This is a genomic window from Demequina sediminis (assembly GCF_039545075.1).
Lineage (GTDB): Bacteria > Actinomycetota > Actinomycetes > Actinomycetales > Demequinaceae > Demequina > Demequina sediminis.
Genome location: NZ_BAABRR010000005.1, coordinates 94,088 through 117,451 on the forward strand (window position 1 = coordinate 94,088; position 23,364 = coordinate 117,451).

24 protein-coding genes are annotated in these 23,364 nt (G+C 70.5%); 7 read left to right on the top strand and 17 right to left on the bottom strand.

What is annotated here, in order from left to right:
* Positions 1-2 precede the first annotated feature (2 nt).
* The 5 genes from recA to pgsA form a co-directional block, all read right to left on the bottom strand.
* On the bottom strand, positions 3-1,103 hold the full coding sequence (gene recA / locus ABEA62_RS05985; protein ID WP_286216359.1) for a recombinase RecA: 1,101 nt from the start codon (positions 1,101-1,103) through the stop codon (positions 3-5).
* A gap of 273 nt (positions 1,104-1,376) precedes the next feature.
* Positions 1,377-1,613: a DUF3046 domain-containing protein gene (locus ABEA62_RS05990; protein WP_286216362.1), complete on the bottom strand. Its 237-nt coding sequence runs from the start codon at positions 1,611-1,613 to the stop codon at positions 1,377-1,379.
* Positions 1,614-1,617: 4 nt separating this feature from the next.
* The gene (locus tag ABEA62_RS05995) at positions 1,618-1,929 is read right to left on the bottom strand and encodes a helix-turn-helix domain-containing protein (protein WP_286216364.1); all 312 of its coding nucleotides are present in this window, start codon (positions 1,927-1,929) and stop codon (positions 1,618-1,620) included.
* A gap of 89 nt (positions 1,930-2,018) precedes the next feature.
* On the bottom strand, positions 2,019-2,501 hold the full coding sequence (locus tag ABEA62_RS06000; protein WP_286216365.1) for a CinA family protein: 483 nt from the start codon (positions 2,499-2,501) through the stop codon (positions 2,019-2,021).
* Positions 2,488-3,057: a CDP-diacylglycerol--glycerol-3-phosphate 3-phosphatidyltransferase gene (gene pgsA / locus ABEA62_RS06005; protein WP_286216366.1), complete on the bottom strand. Its 570-nt coding sequence runs from the start codon at positions 3,055-3,057 to the stop codon at positions 2,488-2,490. The genes ABEA62_RS06000 and pgsA overlap by 14 nt, the downstream gene beginning before the upstream one ends.
* 84 nt (positions 3,058-3,141) lie before the next feature.
* Between pgsA and ABEA62_RS06010 the strand changes: the two genes are divergently transcribed.
* Positions 3,142-4,473 (top strand): CapA family protein, encoded by a 1,332-nt coding sequence (locus ABEA62_RS06010; protein WP_286216367.1) that lies wholly within the window; start codon positions 3,142-3,144, stop codon positions 4,471-4,473.
* A gap of 40 nt (positions 4,474-4,513) precedes the next feature.
* Here ABEA62_RS06010 and ABEA62_RS06015 read toward each other — a convergent pair whose 3' ends face one another.
* The 5 genes from ABEA62_RS06015 to ABEA62_RS06035 all read right to left on the bottom strand — a co-directional run bounded on the left by ABEA62_RS06015 (position 4,514) and on the right by ABEA62_RS06035 (position 12,493).
* Positions 4,514-6,781: a putative bifunctional diguanylate cyclase/phosphodiesterase gene (locus ABEA62_RS06015; protein WP_345379091.1), complete on the bottom strand. Its 2,268-nt coding sequence runs from the start codon at positions 6,779-6,781 to the stop codon at positions 4,514-4,516.
* Complete coding sequence (locus ABEA62_RS06020) at positions 6,766-9,423, bottom strand: FtsK/SpoIIIE family DNA translocase (RefSeq protein ID WP_345379093.1); 2,658 nt, start codon at positions 9,421-9,423, stop codon at positions 6,766-6,768. The genes ABEA62_RS06015 and ABEA62_RS06020 overlap by 16 nt, the downstream gene beginning before the upstream one ends.
* A gap of 87 nt (positions 9,424-9,510) precedes the next feature.
* Positions 9,511-11,193: a ribonuclease J gene (locus ABEA62_RS06025; RefSeq protein ID WP_286216371.1), complete on the bottom strand. Its 1,683-nt coding sequence runs from the start codon at positions 11,191-11,193 to the stop codon at positions 9,511-9,513.
* Positions 11,194-11,203: 10 nt separating this feature from the next.
* The gene (gene dapA / locus ABEA62_RS06030; protein ID WP_286216374.1) at positions 11,204-12,097 is read right to left on the bottom strand and encodes a 4-hydroxy-tetrahydrodipicolinate synthase; all 894 of its coding nucleotides are present in this window, start codon (positions 12,095-12,097) and stop codon (positions 11,204-11,206) included.
* Positions 12,098-12,148: 51 nt separating this feature from the next.
* Positions 12,149-12,493: a cupin domain-containing protein gene (locus tag ABEA62_RS06035; protein ID WP_345379096.1), complete on the bottom strand. Its 345-nt coding sequence runs from the start codon at positions 12,491-12,493 to the stop codon at positions 12,149-12,151.
* A gap of 83 nt (positions 12,494-12,576) precedes the next feature.
* On the opposite strand from ABEA62_RS06035, the gene ABEA62_RS06040 reads away from it, so the two are divergent.
* From ABEA62_RS06040 to ABEA62_RS06060, 5 genes are read left to right on the top strand one after another with little or no spacing between them, the layout of a single operon-like run.
* Entirely contained in the window at positions 12,577-13,389 is an 813-nt protein-coding gene (locus tag ABEA62_RS06040; RefSeq protein WP_286216376.1) for a thymidylate synthase, read from the top strand.
* Positions 13,390-13,392: 3 nt separating this feature from the next.
* On the top strand, positions 13,393-13,899 hold the full coding sequence (locus ABEA62_RS06045) for a dihydrofolate reductase (protein WP_286216377.1): 507 nt from the start codon (positions 13,393-13,395) through the stop codon (positions 13,897-13,899).
* A gap of 56 nt (positions 13,900-13,955) precedes the next feature.
* Entirely contained in the window at positions 13,956-14,573 is a 618-nt protein-coding gene (locus ABEA62_RS06050; RefSeq protein ID WP_345379099.1) for a GNAT family N-acetyltransferase, read from the top strand.
* Positions 14,570-15,253, top strand: a complete 684-nt coding sequence (locus ABEA62_RS06055; protein WP_286216379.1) for an AzlC family ABC transporter permease — start codon at positions 14,570-14,572, stop codon at positions 15,251-15,253. Before ABEA62_RS06050 ends, ABEA62_RS06055 begins: the two co-directional genes overlap by 4 nt.
* Complete coding sequence (locus tag ABEA62_RS06060; protein WP_286216380.1) at positions 15,250-15,573, top strand: AzlD domain-containing protein; 324 nt, start codon at positions 15,250-15,252, stop codon at positions 15,571-15,573. The genes ABEA62_RS06055 and ABEA62_RS06060 overlap by 4 nt, the downstream gene beginning before the upstream one ends.
* A 3-nt stretch (positions 15,574-15,576) precedes the next feature.
* On the opposite strand, the gene ABEA62_RS06065 is transcribed toward ABEA62_RS06060, so the two are convergent.
* Positions 15,577-16,107 (bottom strand): ZIP family metal transporter, encoded by a 531-nt coding sequence (locus tag ABEA62_RS06065; protein ID WP_345379103.1) that lies wholly within the window; start codon positions 16,105-16,107, stop codon positions 15,577-15,579.
* A gap of 39 nt (positions 16,108-16,146) precedes the next feature.
* A complete protein-coding gene (locus tag ABEA62_RS06070; protein WP_286216382.1) occupies positions 16,147-16,338 on the bottom strand; it encodes a hypothetical protein in 192 nt (63 codons plus the stop codon).
* A gap of 37 nt (positions 16,339-16,375) precedes the next feature.
* Between ABEA62_RS06070 and ABEA62_RS06075 the strand changes: the two genes are divergently transcribed.
* Positions 16,376-16,861: a GNAT family N-acetyltransferase gene (locus ABEA62_RS06075; protein ID WP_286216384.1), complete on the top strand. Its 486-nt coding sequence runs from the start codon at positions 16,376-16,378 to the stop codon at positions 16,859-16,861.
* Here ABEA62_RS06075 and ABEA62_RS06080 read toward each other — a convergent pair.
* From ABEA62_RS06080 to ABEA62_RS06100, 5 genes are all read right to left on the bottom strand, one after another.
* The gene (locus ABEA62_RS06080; protein WP_425557983.1) at positions 16,858-17,316 is read right to left on the bottom strand and encodes a hypothetical protein; all 459 of its coding nucleotides are present in this window, start codon (positions 17,314-17,316) and stop codon (positions 16,858-16,860) included. The genes ABEA62_RS06075 and ABEA62_RS06080 overlap by 4 nt on opposite strands.
* Positions 17,313-18,056 (bottom strand): 4-hydroxy-tetrahydrodipicolinate reductase, encoded by a 744-nt coding sequence (gene dapB, locus ABEA62_RS06085; protein WP_425557984.1) that lies wholly within the window; start codon positions 18,054-18,056, stop codon positions 17,313-17,315. Before dapB ends, ABEA62_RS06080 begins: the two co-directional genes overlap by 4 nt.
* A 187-nt stretch (positions 18,057-18,243) precedes the next feature.
* Positions 18,244-19,584 (bottom strand): DUF222 domain-containing protein, encoded by a 1,341-nt coding sequence (locus ABEA62_RS06090; protein WP_345379106.1) that lies wholly within the window; start codon positions 19,582-19,584, stop codon positions 18,244-18,246.
* A gap of 103 nt (positions 19,585-19,687) precedes the next feature.
* Entirely contained in the window at positions 19,688-21,007 is a 1,320-nt protein-coding gene (locus ABEA62_RS06095) for a M16 family metallopeptidase (protein ID WP_286216388.1), read from the bottom strand.
* A 127-nt stretch (positions 21,008-21,134) separates the two neighbouring features.
* Positions 21,135-23,354 (bottom strand): polyribonucleotide nucleotidyltransferase, encoded by a 2,220-nt coding sequence (locus ABEA62_RS06100; protein WP_345379110.1) that lies wholly within the window; start codon positions 23,352-23,354, stop codon positions 21,135-21,137.
* Positions 23,355-23,364 lie beyond the last annotated feature (10 nt).

Here is a 23,364-nt window from a genome sequence, read left to right on the forward strand (position 1 = left end):
GACTAGAAGTCGGTCTTGGCCTTCTTGCCCGCCGCGACAGGAGCGCTTGAGGCTGCCTCCGCCTTGGCGGCGGCCTCCGCGGCCTCGGCCGCCTCCGCGATTGCGGCGAGTCCGACGCCCAGCTTGACCTTGACCTTGTGCTCGATCTCGTCGGCCAGCTGCGGGTTGTCCTTGAGGAAGTTGCGGGCGTTCTCCTTGCCCTGACCCAGCTGATCGCCCTCGTACGTGTACCACGCGCCGGACTTCTTCACGAAGCCGTGCTCGACGCCAAGGTCGATGATGCCGCCCTCGCGCGAGATGCCGTGGCCGTACAGGATGTCGAACTCCGCCTGCTTGAACGGCGGGGCCATCTTGTTCTTCACGACCTTGACGCGGGTCCGGTTGCCGACGGGCTCCGTGCCCTCCTTGAGGGTCTCGATGCGGCGCACGTCGAGACGCACCGAGGCGTAGAACTTGAGTGCCTTGCCTCCCGTGGTGGTCTCGGGGCTGCCGAAGAAGACGCCGATCTTCTCGCGCAGCTGGTTGATGAAGATCGCGGTCGTGCCCGTGGTGTTGAGCGCACCCGTGATCTTGCGCAGCGCCTGCGACATGAGGCGCGCCTGGAGGCCCACGTGGCTGTCGCCCATCTCGCCCTCGATCTCCGCCTTGGGTACGAGCGCCGCGACGGAGTCGATGACGAGGATGTCGATGCCTCCCGAGCGCACCAGGATGTCCGCGATCTCGAGCGCCTGCTCACCCGTGTCCGGCTGGGACACGATGAGGTTGTCGATGTCGACGCCCAACTTGCGGGCGTACTCGGGGTCGAGGGCGTGCTCCGCGTCGATGAAGGCCGCGGTGCCGCCCGCCTTCTGCATGTTCGCAACCGCGTGGAGCGCCACGGTGGTCTTACCTGAGGACTCCGGACCGTAGATCTCGACGATGCGCCCGCGCGGCAGTCCGCCGATGCCCAGGGCGATGTCGAGCGCGAGCGAACTGGTCGGGATCGCCTCGACGGGGACGACCGTCTTCTCGCCCATCCGCATCGCGGAACCCTTGCCGAACTGGCGGTCGATCTGTCCGAGTGCCGCCTCGAGTGCCTTGGAACGGTCCGCTGCTTGTGCCATGTCGCTTGCCTTTCGATCGGTGGCATCGCTGCCGTCTGTCCTGAACGACGCTACGCCGACCCTCCGACATCGAGGCCTGGCGAGGCGTGGGCCGGGGATGGCCGCTGCCGCGTGACGTCCTGGGGACCACAGTAATCGAACGCGTGTTCGAACGCGCGCGACACGCCGCGTCGACACGCCGCGTCGACACAGTGCGCCGGCCAGCGGCGGCGCACAGGTCAGCGGCGGGGCACAAGTCAGCGGCGGGGCACAAGTCAGCGCCGGAGTGGAACGTCAGCGCCGGGGAGGCGGGACGTTGCGGCGCGCGTCGCCCCCGTCGCGCTCGGCGAGCGGGACGCTCATCTGTTCGCACCACGCGTGCCACACGTCGCGGGGCGCCCGCCCCGCCTCAAGGGCCTGCACCGGCGTGAGGGAGTCGAGACCGGTCAGAGCAAGCTCGCGCGCGAGCGTGCGCGAATAGGCCTCACCAAAGACCGCGTCGGCCAACCCCCAGAATTCGCTGAGGCGCACGCCTCTAGCGGGTGCGCATCGAGCTCAGCAGCTCGGGAACGGTGTCGGGGATAGACGGCATCACGGGCACCGACTCGAGGGACTCGGCGGCGGCGAAGCGGTCCGACACCTCGCGGAGGATGCTCGACATCGGCATGTCGAGGGCCTCGCAGATCGACGCGAGCAACTCGGAGGATGCTTCCTTCTGTCCGCGCTCGACCTCCGACAGGTAGCCCAGCGACACGCGGGCTCCCGACGAAATATCGCGCAACGTGCGGCCCTGCGTGAGGCGCGCGTCGCGAAGCACTTCGCCGATCTCGTTGCGGAGCACAGGCATGCGGCCTCCCCTCATCATCGTGCGGCCCTTGTCCATGTCTGACACAACGCACCATACCCCACGCTTGTTCCGCGTCTGAGAACTCAAGGTTACGGCTGCGTCACGGAGCCGCGGAGGGCGGCGTCGAGCAGGTCGAGCGCGCCCGCGACGGAGGCGGTGCGCACGGCCGCGCGGTCGCCGTCGATGTCGAGCCGGAGCGTGTGCACGCCCCGCGGCCCCTCGACGGCAATCCACACGCGCCCGGGCGGCGCGCCGTCGTGGGGCTCCGGCCCGGCCGCACCGGTGGTGGCGACCGCGAACGATGCCCCGGTGGCGTCGCGCGCCCCGCGCGCCATGGCCGTGGCGACCTCCGCGGAAACGATGCCTGCCGTCGCGATGAGGTCGGGATCGACACCGAGCAACGCCGCCTTCATGGCCGGCGTGTAGGCGACGATGCCGCCGCGTATGGCCGCCGAGGCTCCCGGCGCCCCGATGAGCGCGGCACACACCGCGCCGCCCGTGAGCGACTCCGCGGTCGCGACCGTCGCGTGCTGCGCGAGCAGCGCGCGCACAATCTCGTCAGGCCGCGGCACGGCCGCCCGCCCGCTCCATGCGTGCCGCGCGCACGATCTTCACCGTGTAGTCGACCCCCGTGACGAGCGCGAGGGCCGTGGCCGCGAGCAGCGCCCACCAGGCGGCGATGTCTACCCAGGCGGGAGTGCCGGGCAAGAGGTACAGCCAGATCGCGAGAAGCTGCAGCGTCGTCTTGGCCTTGCCTCCCCGCGACGCGGCGATCACCGTGTTCCCCGCCACCACGAGACGTCCCACGGTGACCCACAGCTCGCGCACCGCGATGATCACCACGGGCCACCACGGCACGGAGTCGATTGCGACCAGCATTGCGAGTGCGCCCAGCACCAAGGCCTTGTCCGCGATCGGATCGGCGAGCTTGCCGAACGCGCTCACGACGCCCCATCGCCGCGCCAGGTACCCGTCGAGATAGTCGGTGGCCGCGGCCACCATGAACACCGCGACCGCCCACCATCGCAGGGCGCCCTCGTCTCCCCCGTCGGCGGCGAGCAGCACGACGAACACCGGGACGGCGACAAGGCGCGCGACGGTGAGCGCGTTGGGCACGGCGGAGGTCACGCCCTCACCCTAATGCGCGCGGGCGCCCCTGCCGCGCCCGCCGCGGTGCGCCGGCGCGCATCGGCGACGCGCGATACTGGGGACATGCCCACCCGCCCTCCCGGCCACGCCCGTCCCCGCGCGACGACACTCTCCGTCGCCGGCGCCGCGCTCTTGGCGGCGGCGGCAGGGATCGCGCTCGGGGTGGCCGGCGCCGGCCAGCTGTCGACCTCTCAGACGGCCGCCGCCGAGCCCCCTGCGGCATCGTCCCCCGACTCCGCCGCACCCTCACCGGCCGTTACGGCCGAACCGACCGCGAGCCCGTCCCCCACTCCAGCCGAGCCCGAGCCCGTCTCCTTCACCCTGGTGGCGGGAGGCGACGTCCTCACCCACACGCCGGTGAATGCGTCCGCGCGCGTCGATGGGGGCTACGACTACACGGCACTGATGTCCGGGGTGCGCCCGTACATCGAGGGCGCCGACCTCGCGCTGTGCCACCTTGAGGTGCCGATCGCCCCGGAAGGCACCGAACCCTCGGGCTATCCGATCTTCGCCGCCCCCGCCGAGCTTGCGCGCGACCTCAAGGAGGTGGGCTGGGACGGCTGCTCGACCGCCTCCAACCACAGCGTCGACAAGGGACCCTCCGGCGTCGAGTCGACGCTCGACGTGCTCGACGCCAACCGGCTTCAGCACACCGGGACGGCCCGCAGCGCGGACGAGGCCACGCGGACCAGCCTGTACTCCGTGCGCGCGGGCGACCGCACGGTGCGTGTCGCCCATGTCTCGTTCAGCTACGGCACCAACGGCATGCCCGTGACGAATCCGTGGGAGGTCAATCTCTTCGACGCCGAGGCCTCCGACGCGACGCCGATCATCGAGGCGGCGGAGCGGGCGCGCGCCGACGGAGCCGACGTGGTCGTGGCCTCCGTGCACTGCTGTGTCGAGTACCGCACCGAGCCCACCGACGCCCAGCGCGCGCTCGCCGAGCGGATCGCGGAATCCGGTGCCGTCGACCTCTATGTCGGCCACCACGCGCACGTCCCGCAGCCCATCGAGTTGCTCGACGGTGGTCCCGCAGGCGAGGGCATGTGGACCGCATTCGGGCTCGGGAACTTCCTGTCGAACCAGGACTCACGCTGTTGCGTAGCCGAGACATCGAACGGCCTGCTGCTCACGGCCACATTCACGGTGGGGGCCGATGGCCGGGTCGCCGTGGGCGCCGAATGGACCGCGATCACGGTAGACACGGGCGACGGACACAGGATGCACGCCCTCGCGGAGATCGCGGACGGCGCGGGGTCGCTTGGCGCGGCGGAGGTGGCCGACCGACGCGGCCGCGTGGGCGCGGCGGCCGGATCCGCGGCGCCGGAGCGGACGGAACCCGCGACACGGCTCGCGGACCAGATGTACCCACGGCTGGCGATTGCCGCGTCCTGACGGCGGGCGGATCCGCAGCGGGACGTCGCCGCGGGCGTCTCTACGCGAGCGGCTCGTGGGTCGTCATGGCCTCGTCTCGCTCCTGCGGACGCGGGTCGATGAGGCTCTCTCCCACGTGCGGGTGGGTCGCGAGCACGGTGGCCGCGGGCTGCGCGACGCCGAACAGCCATCCCTGCCCGTAGCGCCATCCGCAGCGCGACAGGAACTGTGCCTGGGCCTCGGTCTCGATGCCCTCCGCGATGGTCGCGAGGCCAAGTTCGCGGGCCAGCGCGCCCAGGGCGCGCGACACCTTGGCGCCCGCGGGGTCCTCGGGGATGCCCGCCACGAAGGACATGTCGAGCTTGACTCCGGAGACCGGCAGGTTGCGCAGGTACGACAGGGGCGACACGCCGGTGCCGAAGTCGTCGAGCAGGATCGGCACCCCGGCGTTGCGAAGTTCCGTGAGCTCGTGGCGGATGCGGGTGTTGGGCGCAACCAGCGATGCCTCGGTGAGCTCGACCACGATCCGCTGCGGGCTGAGGTGGTGGCGGCCGATCGCGGACAGCACGCGGTCCGCAAACTCGGAGTCACCCAACTGGTCGGCGGACACGTTGAGCGACACCCACGTGCTGTCGGACGGCCCGCGTTCGAGGAAGGTCGCCGCCTGTTCGACGAGCGCCGCGCCGAGCGTGACGGACAATCCACGATCGTCGATGAGCGGAAGAAAAGCGCCGGGCAGCAGCAGTCCACGCGTGGGGTGCTGCCAGCGCACGAGCGCCTCATAGCCGACGACCGTACGCGTGGCAAGCTCGAGGATCGGCTGATAGTGGAGGACCAAGTCGCCGTTCTCGATCGCGCGGGCGAGCTCCGCGGCGAGCGCCGTCTGGTGATCGGCGGTGGTCCGCATCGAGGGCTCGAAGACCTCGGTGCGGCTCTTGCCAGCGGCCTTCGCGCGGTACATCGCTGCGTCGGCTGCGCTCAACAGCGCGGCTCCCCCTCCGGTCACCGTCTCGTCGTCCGCCATCGCGATGCCGAGAGAGGCCCCGAGCTGCACCTGGTGGCGCTTGACCGCGAGCGGACGTCGCAGCCCGTCGTGGATCGCCGCGGCGATGTCGAAGAGCGCCTTGGAGCAGTCGGGATCCTCGACGGCGATCACGAACTCGTCGCCGCCGATGCGCGCGACGGTGCCGCGGCTGCCCGTCGCCGAGCGAAGGATCCCGGCCACGTGCACGAGCGCCGAGTCTCCCGTCGCGTGGCCGAAGCGATCGTTGAGTCCCTTGAAGCCGTCGAGGTCGACCGCGATCACGCCGACGCGTGACTCGGCGTCGGGCTTGGCGACCAGCGTGGTCAGCACCTCGTGAAGAAGGTTGCGGTTGGCCAGCCCGGTGAGGGGGTCGTGCATCGCGCGGTGCGCAAGCAGCTCGGAATGCATGCGGTCGTCCGTCGTGTCGCGCAACTGGACCACGTAGTGGTCGGGTGCGCCGCCGGCGAATCGCACGAGTCCGACGTCGAGGACGGCCCACACCACGTTGCCGTCGCCGCGCACGTAGCGCTTCTCCAGCGAGAAGTGGTTCTGGTGACCGTCGTAGAGCCGCTGCAACTGATCGCGCTCGGCCTGCAGGTCCTGGGGGTGCGACAGCGAACTGAAGGGCGTGCCGCGCAGCGCCGCGACGGTGGACCCCATCATCTGCGCGAACGCCCGGTTGACCTCGGTGAGTCGCCACTCGAGGTCGACGAGCGCCATGCCGGTCGGCGCATTCTCCATCGCGCGCCGGAACCGCGCGTCCGAACGGCTGAGCGCCTCGGCCGCCTCGCGCAACCCCGTCGTGTCCATGACGGTGATGACGATCATCGCGCCGTCCGGCCCGTCCTCGACCACGCGCGTGCGAACGTGCAGCCAGCGAATGTCCTCGGCCCCGCGCCGGCCGGGAACGCCGATCACGCGCGGACGGCCGTCCTCGGTGCTCGCGAAGGCCTCGGCAGGCAGCAGCGGTCGCAGGTGCGCGTCGACGGCCCTGACGGGCAGCCGCGACAGCGAGACTCCGTAGGCACCGGTGGCGGACACCCCGAGGATCGTGCCCGCGAGGTCGGACATCATCGCCACCTCGCCCGAGGGCTTCGCGATGATCACGCCGTCCCGCGCGGAGGTCATGACCGCCTCGAACTGGCGGCGCAGGTCCCGCTCCTGCGCGAGCGCCTCGTCGCGCTGCGCGCGGATGCGCGCCGACCTCCAGAAGAAGTAGAAGGCGCACAGCGCGAGAAGGACCAGCAACGCGCCCACCCCGGCGACGAACGCCGGCTGCGCGAAGAGGTCTACGAGTCCACCCATTCCCCGTCCTCAGCGTCGTCGTATGCGGTGGAGCCCACCGTAGCGCCCGACTCGCCTCTGAGGACAGCGAGAGTGGACGCAAGCTCGTCTGGTGTGACCAATACGTCACGAGCCTTCGAGCCCTGGGACGGACCGACGATCTCCCTCGTCTCGAGGAGGTCCATGAGCCGTCCCGCCTTCGCGAAGCCCATCTTGAGCTTGCGCTGCAGCATCGAGGTGGACCCGAGCTGGGTCGTGATGACGAGTTCGGCGGCGGCCAACAGGTCATCGAGGTCGTCGCCGATGTCCTCGGCCACCGCGGCCGACGTCGACCCCGCCTGCACCACATCGTCGCGGTACTCGGGGTCGGCCTGCCGCTTGGCGTGCTCGACGGCCGCGTGGATCTCGGTCTCCGACACCCACGAGCCCTGGACGCGCATCGGCTTCGACTCCCCCATGGGAAGAAACAGCGCGTCACCCTGGCCGATCAGCTTCTCCGCTCCCGGCATGTCGAGCACGACGCGGCTGTCGGCGAGCGACGAGGTCGCGAACGCGAGGCGCGACGGCACGTTCGCCTTGATCGTGCCCGTGACGATGTCGACCGAGGGCCGCTGAGTCGCGAGCACGAGGTGAATGCCGGCCGCGCGCGCGAGCTGCGTGATGCGCTGGATGGACTCCTCGACGTCGCGCGGCGCGACCATCATGAGGTCCGCAAGCTCGTCCACGATGACCAGCAGATAGGGATACGTGTGAATCTTGCGCTCGGAGCCAGGCAGCGGCTTGACCTTGCCGGCACGCACGGCCTTGTTGAAGTCGTCGATGTGCTTGTACCCGAACAGCGCGAGGTCGTCATAGCGCATGTCCATCTCCTTCACCACCCACTCGAGGGCCTGCGCGGCCTTCTTGGGGTCGGTGATGATGGGCGTGATGAGGTGCGGGATGCCCTCGTAGATCGTGAGCTCGACGCGCTTGGGATCCACGAGCACCATGCGCACCTCGGCGGGCGTGGCGCGCATAAGCACCGAGGTGATCATCGAGTTGACGAACGAGGACTTTCCGGCTCCCGTGGCACCCGCGACCAGCAGGTGCGGCATCTTGGCGAGGTTGGCCATGACGTAGCCGCCCTCGACGTCCTTGCCGATGCCGATCGCCATCGGGTGGTCGTTGCGGGTCGCGACGGGCGAGCGCAGCACGTCTCCCAGCGCGACCGTCTCGCGGTCCACATTGGGAATCTCGATGCCGATCGCGGACTTGCCGGGAATGGGAGACAGGATGCGCACATCCGCGCTCGCCACGGCGTACGCGATGTTCTTGCTGAGCTGCGTGATCTTCTCGACCTTGACGCCAGAACCCAGCTCGACCTCGTAGCGCGTGACCGTGGGGCCACGCGTGAAGCCCGTGACCTCGGCATCCACCCCGAACTGCTCGAGCACGCTCGTGAGCGCCGCGACCACGCGGTCGTTGGCGGCGGACCGCTCCTTGTGCGGGGCGCCCTTGACCAGGTAGTCGAGCGAGGGGAGGACGTACGGCGTCGAGTTCTCGAGCGTGCCCTGCTCCCCCGCGGGGACGATGCTCGTGGTGGGGGGAGCGTGGCGCTCACCCGTCACCTCGATGAGTTGCGTCGGGGCGTCGGCCAGGGCGTCGGGCGTGAGAGGCACGGGCTCCTCGGCGGCATAGGGCGACAGGGGGGCCGTCGCCTGAGCGGCACGTCCGCCGTCGGGGTCGATGATGTCATCGAAGTCGGTGCGCTCGACGGTCGCGGCGGTCGCGAAGGCCTCGTCCGCCTCGTACGCGTCGAGGCCATCGGGATCGCCGGGCTGCTCGCCGTGAATTGCGCGGTCGAAGAGGCGGCGGGCCCGGCTCTTGCGCGCGCGCGGCTCGGGCGCGCCGGGACGCTCGAGGGTGCGGTGCTCGGGAAGATCCAGCACCTCGGTCTCACCGGTCTCGACGCCGTCGCCGTGACGCACCTTGCGGGCGACCTCAGCGACCCACTCGGCCGCCTCTCGCATCGAGACGCCGGCGACGATCAACACGGACAACAGCGCGAGCAGGACCAGCACGACGACCGCGAGGGGCGCCGTGACGAGCGATGCCAGCGGCGTGCCCACGAGGAAGCCCAGGAGACCACCCGCCTCGCGCACGCCCTCCCATCCCTCGACGGGGCTCGGCTGGCCCTTCGCGATGTGGATGATGCCGTCGACCATGATCGCGAGCATGAGCGCGCCGAGCGTGATCCGGTGGTTGGTGCTCTCCTCCTGAGGCGCGCGCATGAGGCGTACCGCGATGACGAGCAGGACGATCGGCAGCCCGTACGCGAGCACCCCGAAGGTTCCGGCAACCACGGCATGGATCGCGGTGCCCGCCCAGCTCGACAGCTCGAACCACTCGCGCGCGGCGATGAGGATCGCGAGGATCACCAGGACGATCGCGAGGCCGTCGCGACGCACCGCGGGCGGCACGTCACGCGCGCCGTGACCGATCGAGCGCACCGCGGAGCCGAGCGCGGCGGCGCTACCCCTGCCCACCGCGCGCGCGCCGCGCAGGACGGCGGGCGGCTGCTTCTTCACGGGAGCCTTGCCGCGTGCGCCCGACGCGCGCGCGCCTGACGGGCGCGCGGCCTGGGAGGACCGGGGCGCGGGACGGGTCTGTCGCGTCTGAGCCATGGCACATCACGCTAGCGCCAGGGCGGGACCGGGCGAGGTTGCCACCCCGCGCGGCCCCGGCATCGTCCCGCTGCGGGGCGCCAGGCGTCAGGCCTCGACGACCACCGGGATGATCATCGGGCGGCGGCGGAGCTTGGTGCCCACGAACCGTCCCAGGACGCGGCGCGCCACCTGCTGGAGCTGGTGGGTGTCCGTCGAACCGCCCTTCGCCGCGTCCTCGATCGCCCTCTTGATGTCGGGCAGGATCGCGTCGAACACCGAGTCGTCCTCGGCGAGGCCGCGCGCATGCACCTCCGGGCCGCTCACGACGCGGCCGTTGGTCGAGTCGACCACGGCGATGATTGTGACGAAGCCCTCCTCCGCGAGGATGCGGCGGTCCTTGAGCTCGGTGTCGGTGATCTCGCCCACCGACGATCCGTCGACGTAGACGTTGTGCACCTCGACCGCGCCCACGACGGTCGCGACGCCGTCCTTGAGGTCCACGACGGTGCCGTTCTCCGCGAACATCACGCGCTCGTGCGGCACGCCCGTCTTGATCGCGAGATTGCCGTTCGCGAGCAGGTGGCGCACCTCGCCGTGGATCGGCATGACGTTGCGCGGGCGCAGGATGTTGTAGCAGTACAGCAGCTCGCCCGCACTCGCGTGGCCCGAGACGTGCACGCGCGCGCTGCCCTGGTGCACCACGGTCGCGCCCAGGCGCATGAGCCCGTTGATGACGCGGTACACGGCGTTCTCGTTGCCGGGGATGAGGGACGATGCGAGGATCACCAGGTCGCCCTCGCCCACCGTGACCTTGTGGTCGCCGGTGGCCATTCGGCTCAGCGCCGCCATCGGCTCGCCCTGGGATCCGGTCGACATGTAGACCACCTGGTGGCCCGGCATGTCGTCCGCCTTCTTCGGGTCGACGAGGATGCCGTCAGGCACGCGCAGGAAGCCCATGTCCGCGGCGATGCCCATGTTGCGCACCATCGACCGGCCCACGAAGGCCACCTTGCGGCCGTGCGCCTGCGCAGCGTCGATCACCTGCTGGACGCGGTGCACGTGGCTCGCGAAGGACGCCACCACGATGCGGCCCGTCGCCTGCGCGAACTGGCGGTCGAGCACGGGGCCGATCTCCACCTCGGAGGTGGTGAATCCGGGCACCTCGGCATTGGTCGAGTCGACCATGAACAGGTCGACGCCCTCGGCACCCATGCGCGCGAAGGCGCGCAGGTCGGTGATGCGGCCGTCGAGCGGCAGCTGGTCCATCTTGAAGTCGCCGGTGTTGAGCACGGTGCCTGCGGGGGTGCGCACGAAGACCGCGAGGGCATCCGGAATCGAGTGGTTGACGGCGACGAACTCGAGGTCGAATTTCCCGAGCACCTCGCGCTGGCCCTCCTTGACGGCGAGCGTGACGGGCGTGATGCGGTGCTCCTTGAGCTTGGCCTCGATGAAGGCGAGCGTCAGTTGGGAGCCCAGGATCGGGATGTCCCTGCGCATGCGCAGCAGGTACGGAACGGCACCGATGTGGTCCTCGTGGCCGTGCGTGAGGACGATCGCCTCGACATCGTCGAGCCGGTCCTCGATGTACCCGAAGTCGGGAAGGATGAGGTCGACGCCGGGCTGGTGGTCTTCAGGGAAGAGCACGCCACAGTCGATGATGAGCAGCCGTCCGTCGATCTCGAGGACGTGCATGTTGCGCCCCACCTCGCCCAGGCCGCCGAGCGGCACCACGCGCAGCGTGCCGGGTTCGAGGGCGGGAGGGGGAAGCAGGTCGGGGTTGAAGGTCATGTGGTCTCCGTCAGGGGTGAATGCCGGCGGCGGTGAGCCGCGCCACCAGGGCGTCGTGCTCGGGGGCCGTCAGGGGAAGCAGCGGCAGGCGCATCGCGCGGCCGGGGATGACGCCGAGCCAGTGCACGGCGGACTTCGCGTTGGTGGCGCCGGGGCCGTCGAAGATCGCGGCATGGATGGGCAGGAGCGACTCGTGAAGGCGCTCGGCCTCGGCCGTGTCGCCCGCGTCGTGCGCGGCGATCATCGCGGCGATCTGGCGTCCCGCGACGTGGGAGGACACGGACACCACTCCCACCACACCCGCGCGCAGGAAGTCGAGCGTGAGCGGGTCGTCGCCCGAGTACCAGGCCAGGCCGGTGCGCTCGATGCGCGCCTTCGCGGTCTCAACGCCTCCGGTCGCGTCCTTGACCGCCACCACGCGGCCCAGCGCGGCAAGGGCGTCGTACGACTCATCCGAGATCGCCAGCGCGGTGCGACCGGGGATGTCGTAGATCATGACGGGCAGGTCGGTGGCACCCACGATCGCACGGAAGTGCGCCACCACCCCCGCCTGCGAGGGCTTCGAGTAGTACGGCGTCAGAGCGAGGATGCCGTCCGCGCCCGCCTCGGCGCCCTGCTCCGCCATGCGCACGGCGTGGGCGGTGTCGTTGGAGCCGGCGCCCGTGAGGAGCGTGACGTCGGGGCCCACCGCCTCGCGCACCGCACGGAGCAGGTCAACCTTCTCGGGGGCGTGGGTCGTGGGCGCCTCGCCGGTGGTGCCAGACAACACGAGGCCATCGGAGCCGTGAGCCACCAGGAATCGCGCGAGGGACTGTGCGGCCTCGAGGTCGAGCGCCCCGCCCTCGTGCATCGGCGTGACCATCGCGGTCAGCACCGTGCCGAACGGTCGCGAGGAAGATGTCATGGGAGTCAACTTACCGCGCCCACACCCCACACCTCGGTCACGTCGCCTCCGCTACGGCACGCGTTCGCCCCTCGTCGCGACCGTGAGCAGGACCGCACAATCGGACAGCGCCTCGAGACTGTGGCGTTCTCGCGGGATCCGCAGGTAGTCGCCCTGGTCCAGGTCCACCGCGCGGTCCAGCGCGACCACGCGTACCGCACCGCGCAACACGAGCAGCGTGGCCTCCCCCGGGCTCTCGTGATCGCCCAGGCGGTGACCCTGCGCGAGGGCGATCACCGTCTGACGCAGGTCGCTGTCGCGGTCCCCCATGAGCGTCGTGGCGTGACGCCCGCTCGAGGCTCCACGAGCGACCTCGAGTTCTCCGTCGACCAACGCGTCCAGCCTCGTGACGTCCATGCGTACCCCTTTCCCCCGCCCATTCAACGCCCTCGGCTGGATCGGCGCGCGGCGACCGCGGCATCGTCCCTCCCCGCGTACCCTTGAGCGGTGTGAGCGACATCCCCACTCCGTACGAAGATCTGCTGCGCGACGTGCTGGCCACCGGGACGCCCAAGGGCGACCGCACCGGCACAGGAACGTTGTCGGTCTTCGGCCGTCAGATCCGCTTCGACCTCGCCCAAGGCTTCCCGCTCATCACCACCAAGCGCGTGCACGTGCGCTCAATCGTGGGCGAGCTGCTGTGGTTCCTGCGGGGCGAGACCAATGTGCGGTGGCTCCAGGAGCGCGGGATCACGATCTGGGACGAGTGGGCCGACGCGGACGGCGAGCTGGGCCCCGTCTATGGCTACCAGTGGCGTTCGTGGCCGACGCCCGGTGGTGGTCACGTCGACCAGATCTCCGAGGTGATCGAGCAGATCCGCACCAACCCCGACTCGCGTCGGCTGCTGGTGTCCGCGTGGAATCCCGCCGACATCCCTGACATGGCGCTCGCGCCGTGCCACGCGATGTTCCAGTTCTACGTCGCCGACGGCAAGCTCAGCTGCCAGCTCTACCAGCGCAGCGCGGACCTGTTCCTGGGCGTCCCGTTCAACATCGCGTCGTATGCGCTGCTCACCCACATGATCGCGGCGCAGACGGGCCTCGCGGTCGGCGACTTCGTGTGGACCGGCGGCGACTGCCACCTCTACACCAACCACCTCGAGCAGGTGGAGCTGCAGCTGTCGCGCGAGCCGTACCCGTACCCGACGCTGCGGCTCGCCGCGAGGGACTCGGTCTTCGACTACGACATCGACGACGTGTCGTTCGAGGACTATCGCCATCACCCGGGCATCAAGGCTCCGGTCGCGGTCTAGCCGGTGGCTGTCAAGGCAATCTGGGCGCAGGCGCGCGACGCCGCCGGCCGCCCCGTCATCGGTCGCGGCGGGACGATGCCGTGGCACCTTCCCGCCGACCTCGCCCACTTCCGCGAGGCCACCCGCGGCGGCGCGGTGATCATGGGCAGGCGGACGTGGGAGTCCCTGCCGCCGCGCTTCCGTCCGCTGCCGGGCCGCGTCAACGTGGTCGTCACGTCGGGAGAGGCACCGGAGGGCGCCCAGCGGGCGGCGTCCCTTCCCCAGGCCCTCGAGCTGGTGGCCGCGTTGTCCCCCGGGACGGACGCGTGGGTCATCGGGGGCGCTCGGCTGTTCGTGGAGGCGCTCGCGGTGGCGGAGGAGCTCGAGGTCACCGAGATCGACATCGAGGTCGAGGGCGACACGTTCGCACCGGAGGTGACGGCCGGGTCGTGGGCCGCTTCGGCCGGACCGTGGTCGGCGACGGATGACGGGCCGCGCCATCGCTTCGTGACGTACCGACGCCGGCCGTGAGGGCGGGGCCACCTGCCGACTCGGTGGCCCACGGGGAGCGTGCCAGGATGAACCGCATGACCTGGACCGTGCCCGCGCGCATCGAGACCGAGCGCCTGGCCGTGCGCCGCTACGTGCCCGAGGACGCCGCGGCGATGTCGACGGTGATCCCCGCGAACCGCGAGCACCTCGCCCGCTTCCTGCCGTGGGCGGTGGCCGAGCCCGTGAGCACGTCCGAGCGCGCGGCCACCGTGGCGCGCTTCATCGCCGAGCACGAGCAGGGTGCCGACTTCCCCATGGGCATGTTCGACCGCGCGACGGGCGACTACGTGGGCGGCAGCGGCTTTCACACGCGTCGAGGGCCAGGCGTCCTCGAGATCGGGTATTGGATCCGCGCGGACCGTGAGGGTGAGGGGCTCGTCACCGAGGCGGTTGTCGCGCTCACGCGGGTCGCGCTCGCGTATGCGAAGGCCGCGTCGGTGGAGATCCATCACGTGCCCGGTAACGTGCGCTCAGCCGCCGTGCCGCGGCGCGCAGGCTTCACCGCGCGCGGGCTTGCCGCGCCGCTCGGGGACGAGCCCGCCATGGAGCGGTGGACCATCGATGCCGCGGCGCTGCGGCGCGAGCCCCTCGCCTCGGCCCCTCCGCCACTCCTGTTCGACGACGCGGGCACCGCGCTGGCGTGGCCGGCGTGAGTCTCGACACGGCGCGCCAGCACGCGTTGTCGGTGTCGCTTGCGACCGGCGCGTACGGGCTCAGCTTTGGCGCGCTCTCCGTCGCGGCCGGACTCGACGTGTGGCAGACCCTCGCGCTCTCGCTGCTGGTGTTCTCGGGCGGTTCTCAGTTCGCCTTCGTGGGTGTGCTGGGGGCGGGCGGCGGTCCGTGGGCGGCCGTGGCCACCTCGACGTTCGTCGGGATCCGCAACGGCTTCTACGGCGTGGGTCTTGCCCCCGTCCTGAGGCCGATGCGCGGGTGGCGACGCGCGTGGGCGGCGCAGGTGACCATCGACGAGTCGACCGCGGTCGCGCTCGCGCAGCCCCACGACGACCTCGAGGCACGGCGCACGGGCTTCTGGTGGACGGGCGTGGGCGTGTTCCTCGCCTGGAATGCGATCACGGTGGTGGGGGCGCTGCTCGGATCGCGCCTGGGCGACCCCGCCGACTGGGGACTGGACGCCGCCGCGGCCGCGGCCTTCCTCGCCCTCGTGTGGCCGCGTCTCGCGTCGCGCCGCGCGCAGGCGGTCGCGGGCGCGTCCGCGGTGGTCGCCCTCGCATTGACTCCGGTCGCGCCGGCCGGTGTTCCCGTGCTGGCCGCCGCCGCGGTCGCGATCGTCGCCGGGTGGGGGCATCCGCGTCCCGAGGAGGTGCCGGAGTGAGCGCCTACGTGTGGACGTGGATCGCGATCGCCGCCGCGGGCCTCGCGGCATGGGCGACCAAGCTCGCTGGCCATACGGTGCCGGAGGCGTGGCTCGACAATCCCCGCGTGCACAGGGTCGCCGCCTTCGTGACGGTCGCACTCCTGTCCGCGCTCGTGGCGGTGCAGACCTTCGGCTCGGGACGAGGGCTGACCGTCGATGCGCGCGTCGCCGCTCTCGCCGTGGCAGCAGTCCTGCTGTGGAGGCGTGCGCCGTTCATCGTCGTGGTCGCGGTAGCCGCGCTCGTCGCTGCGGGTCTGCGCGCGCTCGGTTGGGGCTGACTCCTACGACACGTGGTTCAGCACGAAGGCCACCAGGAATCCGGTGGCGGCGCTGAGTCCGGTGGCCCAGTGGTCCTCTTCGAATGCCTGGGGAATCATCGCGTTGCACACCATCGCGAGCAGCGCCCCCGCGGCTACGGACACGATGATGGCGAGCATGGCTATCGAGACGCCGGCGAGTGCCCCGGCGCCCACGACACCCGTGACCACGGCGATCGTGGCCACAGCGCCCCACAGCGCGAGGATGCTGCGGGGCGACCGACCCGCGCGGCGCATCGCGACGCTTCCCGCGCGGCCCTCGGAAATGTTGCTCAGCGCGATCGCCACGACGACTGCCCATGGGATGGTGCCGCCGAATTTCACCGATAGGCCGATGGCGACCGCCTCCGGAATTCCATCAAGCAGTGCGCCGACTGCGAAGGCGCCGCCAGCCCCAGGAGCGTCTCCGCCGCGCCGCGACGTGATGTTGCGCGAGGCGCGCTCGCGCCGGGCCCTGCGCGCGGCGACGCGGGCCACCAGTCGGTCTCCCGCCACATAGATGACGGATCCCCCCGCAAACCCGACCACAACCGGTCACACGCCGCCCGCCTCGCTGGCCTCGACCACAGGCTCGAGCGCGAGCGTCGCGAGCATGACGCCCGCACCGAACGCCATGACACTCGCGACGGCGCGTCGAGACACGTCCCAGCTCACCGCAATCACCGCGCCGATGAGCAGCGTCCCGATGCCGAGCCCCGCCGCCACCACCGTGGCGATCGCGTCCATGCATCCACGCTCGTGCTGTACGCCTAGTCTTGACCGCATGATCCACGCCGATGTCTCCGCCCGTCCCGCCGTCCCCGGAGACGAGGAGGCGATCGCGCAGATCCAGTTGGCCTCGTGGCGGGCGAGCCTGGGGGCCGCAATCGAGGATCTGGCCGCGGATCAGATGCGGGCCCAGTGGTCCACGGCGATCGCCCAACCGCCGAGCCGCGAACACCGGGTCTTTGTTGCGTGCGACGGTCCCCACGTCGTCGGCTTCGCTGCACTCACGCCCACGGAGATCCTGGCGCTCGAGGTGGCACCCGATCACCGTAGGGTCGGCCACGGGTCACGGCTGCTCGCCGCGTGCATCGACACGATCCGGGCTCAGGGCCGCAGCGAGGTCAGGGCGTGGACGCTCGAGGCTGACGACGCGCGGCGCACCTTCCTTTCCTCTGCGGGCCTGGCGGAGGGCGGCGTCCGCCGGACCCTCGAGGGGCCCGCGGGTGACCTCGTCGAGGTCATGTACCGCGCTTCCCTCGCTTAGCGCGCACTCCGGAAGAGGTCGGCGGCGTAACGCAGCGCCTTGCGCGCCTGGGCCTTGTCCTTGACCGCCTCGTAGGCGAAGGCGAGGTGGAACCACGCGACCCAGTCCTCGGGCGCAAGGTCGACCTCGCGGCGTGCGAGCTCATAGACATCGGTGGCGGCCTCCTCGGTGAGGCGGCCGCTCGGCGTGCGCTCGCCGTCGTGCAGGGGGAGCCGACCCTCCGCCTCGAGGCGCGTCGCCATCCTCTGCACCACCATCCCCAGGCGCCACTCCGCGATCAGGTACCACACGGCGATCACGGGAAGCACCAGGAAGAGTGCGCCCAGGGCCTTGGCCACGAGGGAATCGTCGCGCAGCAGCACGACCGCGCGCCCGGCGACGAGCGCGACGTAGATGCCGAGCAGCGCCGTCACCGCGGTCGCGGCAAGGAGCGCCGGGCGGCGCATGAGACTCACAGCGACATGTACCCGTCGAGACCCACGGTGAGGCCGGGGTGGCGGGCGACCTCTCGCACGCCCAGCAGGACTCCGGGCATGAAGCTGATGCGGTCGAAGCTGTCCGTGCGGATCGAGAGTTGCTCGCCGGGGTTGCCGAGCAGGATCTCCTCGTGCGCCACGAGTCCGCGGAGGCGGACAGCGTGCACGTGGACTCCGTCGATGACGGCACCGCGCGCACCGTCGGGGTCGTGAGTCGTGGCATCGGGCGAGGGAGCCACCCCCGCCTCCGCTCGCGCGGCGGCGATGGCGCGGGCGGTGTGGAGAGCGGTGCCCGAGGGGGCGTCGACCTTGTCGGGGTGGTGAAGCTCAATCACCTCGACCGATTCGAAGTAGCGGGCGGCAGCAGCGGCGAAGCGCATGGACAGCACCGCGCCCAGCGCGAAGTTGGGCGCGATGAGCACGCCGAGCTCGGGGCGCTCACGAAGATGCTCGTCGACTCGGAGGAGCGCCTCCTGGGTCCATCCTGTGGTGCCGACCACCGCATGGATACCCGCGTCGATCAGCGCGTGGACGTTTGCCTCGGTGACGTCGGGCACGGTGAAGTCGACGGCCACGGTGGCGCCGGCGCGGGCGGCCTCGGCGATGTCGTCACCATGGTCGAGTGCAGCTACGACCTCGAGACCCTCGGCCCCCGACACCGCATTCACGACGTGTGTTCCCATGCGCCCCGCGGCGCCCAGCACTGCGACAGAAATCATGGCCACCAGCCTAGGCGGTGCCACGGTGGCGTTCGCGCGTGTGGGGGTATCTGGGTGGGGGGTGAGGGTGCGCGGGTACGACGCGCGGCGACACGACGTGCGCGAGTACGGCGTGCGCGGGCGGCGTGGGGTGGCGGCGCGTGGTCATGCGGCAAGTACTCACGCGACGCGTGGGGGCCTGGCGTGGTCATGCTGCCTGCGGTGGTGCTTGGGGTGGGTGGATCTCGAGTGCGTGTTTGCCTCCCTGGATGGGGGTGCGGGTGGGGTCGACCGATGCTGGTGGGATGAACCACACTTCGGTGGCCGACGTGCGGACGGTCCAGCCGTCGTCGTGGAGTCGATGGTGGCAGCGGGTACACAGCATGAGTCCGTCGCTCAGGTTGGTTTCGCCGTGGTCGCGGTCCCATTCGTTGACATGGTGCGCGTCGCACCACGCGGCCGGGGCGTGACAGAACGCACATCCCCCATCGCGTTCGATCAGTGCGAGGCGTTGCGCAGGCGTGAAGAACCGCACCGCACGTCCCAAATCCATGGGTAGCGAGTCGCCGCCGCACACCATCGGCAGGATCTGGGCATCCACCGCCATCAGCCTCAACTGCTTCGCGGTCAGGGGTGTCGCCATCGAGTCGCAGTCCCCGACCCCCAGCCCGGTCCGTAGTGCCTCTTCCGACACGCGCACCACCACGGTCGTCGATGCCGCCGTGCCGGGTTGGGTGCAGCGCAGCCCATGCCTGGCCAAGTCCGCCAGGGCGTCAACACGCATCCAACCGGCCTCCCGCGGATCACGCGACGTGTCGCCCGCATCGCGCTTGTGGGCAAAGCCTGCCCGTACCCGAGCATCCAGGAACGCGATCAACGGCGCCGCGCAGACGGGATCGAGGAGCCCGTTGACCGCGACCATGCCGTCCACGGTTTCCTTGAAATGCAGAAAGCGGGCCTCGTGGACGCGTTGTTCACGCTCGAGCGTGTGGTCCACATCCCACGAGGCAAGAACCTGGCGACCGGCGTGACGCAGATCCTCCAGCGACGCCTTCTTCGCCTTCACGACCAGCGCCTGCTCCACCTCGGCGCGTTCACCGTCACGTCCCTCACCGGAGCACTGGGCAATCACCTCACTCACCAGTGCCGCCTTCGCCGCCGACACCTCACCCGCTGCGAACGCGTCAGCCACGACTGGACGATGTGAAGAGCCAGGATCGAGCATCGTCCCGGCAGCGATCAAATCCCTGGCGCTACCCCGCGTACCGCCGGTCGCCGCCGCCACCATCGCCACCGCATTACGAAACCCCTGCCTGCGCGCCAACCCACCCCCCAGCTCAGGAGAAGACCTCCGCGCCACCTCCCCCGCCACCATCGCGACCGGCACCTCCACCACACGAGCCAGACGCGCCACCGTGCCCTGCAGAGACACCACCTCCGCATCCGACAACGCGCCCAACTCCCGCCCCTCAAACACCCGCAACTGCGCGACCACACCAGCCACCACATCGGCCACATCGGCGGCCACGGCAGCGAGGGAAAGTTCCATAAGAACAGTCAACACACAGGGTCAGACAATCACGACAAAAGGGGCACGCCTCCAGGCGAAGAAAAACTAATACCAGGCATCTCGCCCGGTGACCGCCTCAGACTCAGGCCGGCCCGACCCGCACCGACACCCGCTCACGCGTCGCGAGGTCCGCCGCCAGCGCGCGCACCTGATCGGCGGTCACGGCGTGCACCTGCTCGAGCATCTCGGAGATCGACCACAGGTCGCCGAAGACGAGTTCGGCCTTACCCAGCCGCGACATCCGCGAGTACGAGTCCTCGAGCCGCAGCACCATCGATCCGGCGATCTGACCCTTGGCGCGCTCGAGTTCGCCGTCGGTCACGCCCTCCGCCATCCGCTCGAGCTCGCTCGCCATCAGCCGCGAGACCTCGTCGGCCTTCGCCGGCGCGCAAGCCGCGTAGATGCCGAACACCCCCGTCTCCGTGCTCGGCGCCCCGAACGAGTACACCGAGTACGTGAGACCCCGCTTCTCGCGAATCTCCTGAAACAGCCGCGAGGACATGCCGCCTCCCAGGATCGCGTTGTAGACCGCGAGCACGCTACGGCGCTCGTCGGTCGCGGAGAATCCCCGCGTTCCGATCAGCACGTGTGCCTGCTCGAGCTCGGTGCGCGCGATCCTGACCTCGGGCGTGAGCGTCGCTTCGACCCGCGCGTGACGGTCCCTGCGGCCCACCGGCGCCACGCCGTCGGCGAGGTCCCAACCGCCCGCCGCCAGGGCATCGGCCACCCACGCGCACACGGCATCGTGGTCGACTCCCCCGGCGGCCGTCACGATCAGTCCCGCCGGCGTGTAGTGCGTGCGGTAGTGCGCGTCGACCGCGTCGCGGCTCACCGCACGGATGATCTCCGGCGTGCCCCCGATCGGCCGGCCGAGCACGTGTCCGCCCAGCACCGCCTCGGTGAAGCGTTCGTGGATGACGTCGCCGGGGTCGTCCTCGTTCATCGCGAGCTCCTCGAGGATCACCCCGCGCTCCATGTCGAAGTCCGCCTGATCGAGCCGCGCCGAGGTCACCATGTCGAGCACGACGTCGATCGCCATCGGCAGATCCGTGTCGATGACCCTGGCGTAGTAGCAGGTGTACTCCTTGCCGGTGAGCGCGTTCGACTCGCCGCCGACGCGATCGAAGGCCTCCGCGATGTCGAGCGCACTGCGGCGCGCCGTGCCCTTGAAGAGCAGGTGCTCAAGGAAGTGGGTGGATCCGGCGTGCTCGGGGGCCTCGTCGCGCGAGCCCACCCCGATCCAGGCGCCAAAGGTCGCGGACCGCATGCCGGGGATCTGCTCCGTGAGGACGCGCACCCCGCCCGGAAGAACCGAGCGGCGAATGAGCGCACCGTGGTCCTGTTCGATCGAGAGGTCGGCGCCGATCGCGCCCGCGTGCACGAGGGGAAGCATGTGAGGCATGAGGGCGAGCCTAGTCGGGCCGGGCGACAGGACGATGCCGTGGCCGAGCGGGCGTCGCGCCCCGAGACGCCGCAGGGGCGGCCGGGTTGCCCCGGCCGCCCCTGCGGACGTCACTGCTGAGTGAGGATCAGGCCTCGTCGGTCTCGTCCGACTCGACGGACTCGGCGCCCGCCTCCTCGACGACGCCGAGCGACAGCTTGCCGCGCGGGTCGACCTCGGTGATCTCGACCTGGATCTTCTGGCCGATTCCGAGCACGTCCTCGACGTTCTCGACGCGCTTGCCGCCCACGAGCTTGCGGATCTGCGAGATGTGCAGCAGACCGTCCTTGCCGGGCGACAGCGAGACGAACGCGCCGAACGCGACCGTCTTGACCACGGTGCCGACAAAGCGCTCGCCGACCTCGGGGACGTGCGGGTTGGCGATCGCGTTGATCGCCGCGCGCGCGGCCTCCGCCGACGGGCCGTCGACGGCGCCGATGAACACGGTGCCGTCGTCCTCGATCGAGATGTCGGCACCCGTGTCGTCCTGGATCTGGTTGATCATCTTGCCCTTGGGGCCAATGACCTCACCGATCTTGTCGACGGGCACGCGCACCGTGATGATGCGGGGCGCGAACGGGCTCATCTCGTCGGGCTCGGAGATCGCCTGCTCCATCACGGAGAGGATGTGGACGCGGGCGTCGTAGGCCTGCTTGAGCGCGCCGGCCAGGACCGAGGCAGGGATGCCGTCGAGCTTGGTGTCGAGCTGGATCGCGGTCACGAACTCGGAGGTACCGGCGACCTTGAAGTCCATGTCGCCGAAGGCGTCCTCCGCACCGAGGATGTCGGTGAGCGCCGCGTAGCGGGTCTCACCGTCAACGGTGTCGGACACGAGGCCCATCGCGATGCCTGCGACGGGGGCCTTGAGGGGCACGCCGGCGTTGAGCAACGACAGGGTCGAAGCGCACACGGAGCCCATCGACGTCGAGCCGTTCGAGCCGAGCGCCTCGGACACCTGACGGATCGCGTAGGGGAACTCCTCGCGCGACGGCAGCACCGGCACCAGGGCACGCTCGGCGAGCGCACCGTGGCCGATCTCGCGGCGCTTGGGGCTACCCACGCGACCGGTCTCGCCCGTGCTGAACGGCGGGAAGTTGTAGTGGTGCATGTAGCGCTTCTTCGTCTCGGGGTTAAACGAGTCGATCTGCTGCTCCATCTTGAGCATGTTCAGCGTGGTGACACCCATGATCTGGGTCTCGCCGCGCTCGAACAGCGCCGAACCGTGCACGCGGGGCACGACGGCGACCTCGGCCGACAGCGGACGGATGTCCGCGAGGCCACGGCCGTCGATGCGCACGCCGTCCTTGAGGATGCGCTGGCGCACGGCCTTCTTGGTGAGCGAACGCACCGCGGCGCTGATCTCACCCTCGCGGCCGGCGAACTGCGCGTCGAGCTGCTCGTGCGCGGACGCCTTGATCTCGTCCAGGCGCGACTCGCGCTCCTGCTTGTCGGCGATCGTGAGCGCCTCGACGAGCGCGCCCTCGACGGCACCGGCCGTCGCCGCGTAAACGTCGTCCTGGTAGTCGAGGAAGCGCGGGTACTCCCGCACCTCCTTGGCGGCCTTGCCCGCGAGCTCGATCTGCGCCTCGCACAGCGCGCGCAGGAACGGCTTCGCGGCCTCGAGGCCCTCGGCCACGACGGCCTCGGTCGGCGCCTGGGCGCCCTCGGAGATGAGCGCGAACGCGTCATCGGTGGCCTCGGCCTCGACCATCATGATCGCGACGTCGTCACCGGCAATGCGGCCGGCCACGACCATGTCGAAGACCGCGCGGTCCTTCTGCGAGTACTTGGGGAATGCGACCCACTGGCCGTCGATGAGCGCGATGCGCACACCGGCGATGGGGCCGGAGAACGGCAGGCCCGACAGCTGCGTCGACGCCGAGGCGGCGTTGATCGCAAGCGTGTCGTAAGCGTCGTCGGGGTTGATCGACAGGACGGTGATGACCACCTGGACCTCGTTGCGCAGGCCGGACACGAAGGTCGGGCGCAGTGGACGGTCGATCAGGCGGCAGGTGAGGATCGCGTCGGTCGAGGGGCGACCCTCGCGACGGAAGAACGAGCCGGGGATCTTGCCCGCGGCGTACGAGCGCTCCTCGACGTCCACCGTCAGGGGGAAGAAGTCGAAGCCCTCGCGGGGGTGCTTGCCCGCCGTGGTGGCGGACAGCAGCATCGTGTCGTTGTCGAGGTAGGCCGCGACGGTGCCGGCGGCCTGCTGGGCCAGGCGGCCCGTCTCGAAGCGGACGGTACGGGTGCCGAATCGACCGTTGTCGATCGTGGCTTCGGCGAACTGGATTTCAGGACCCTCCATAGGGTGCTCC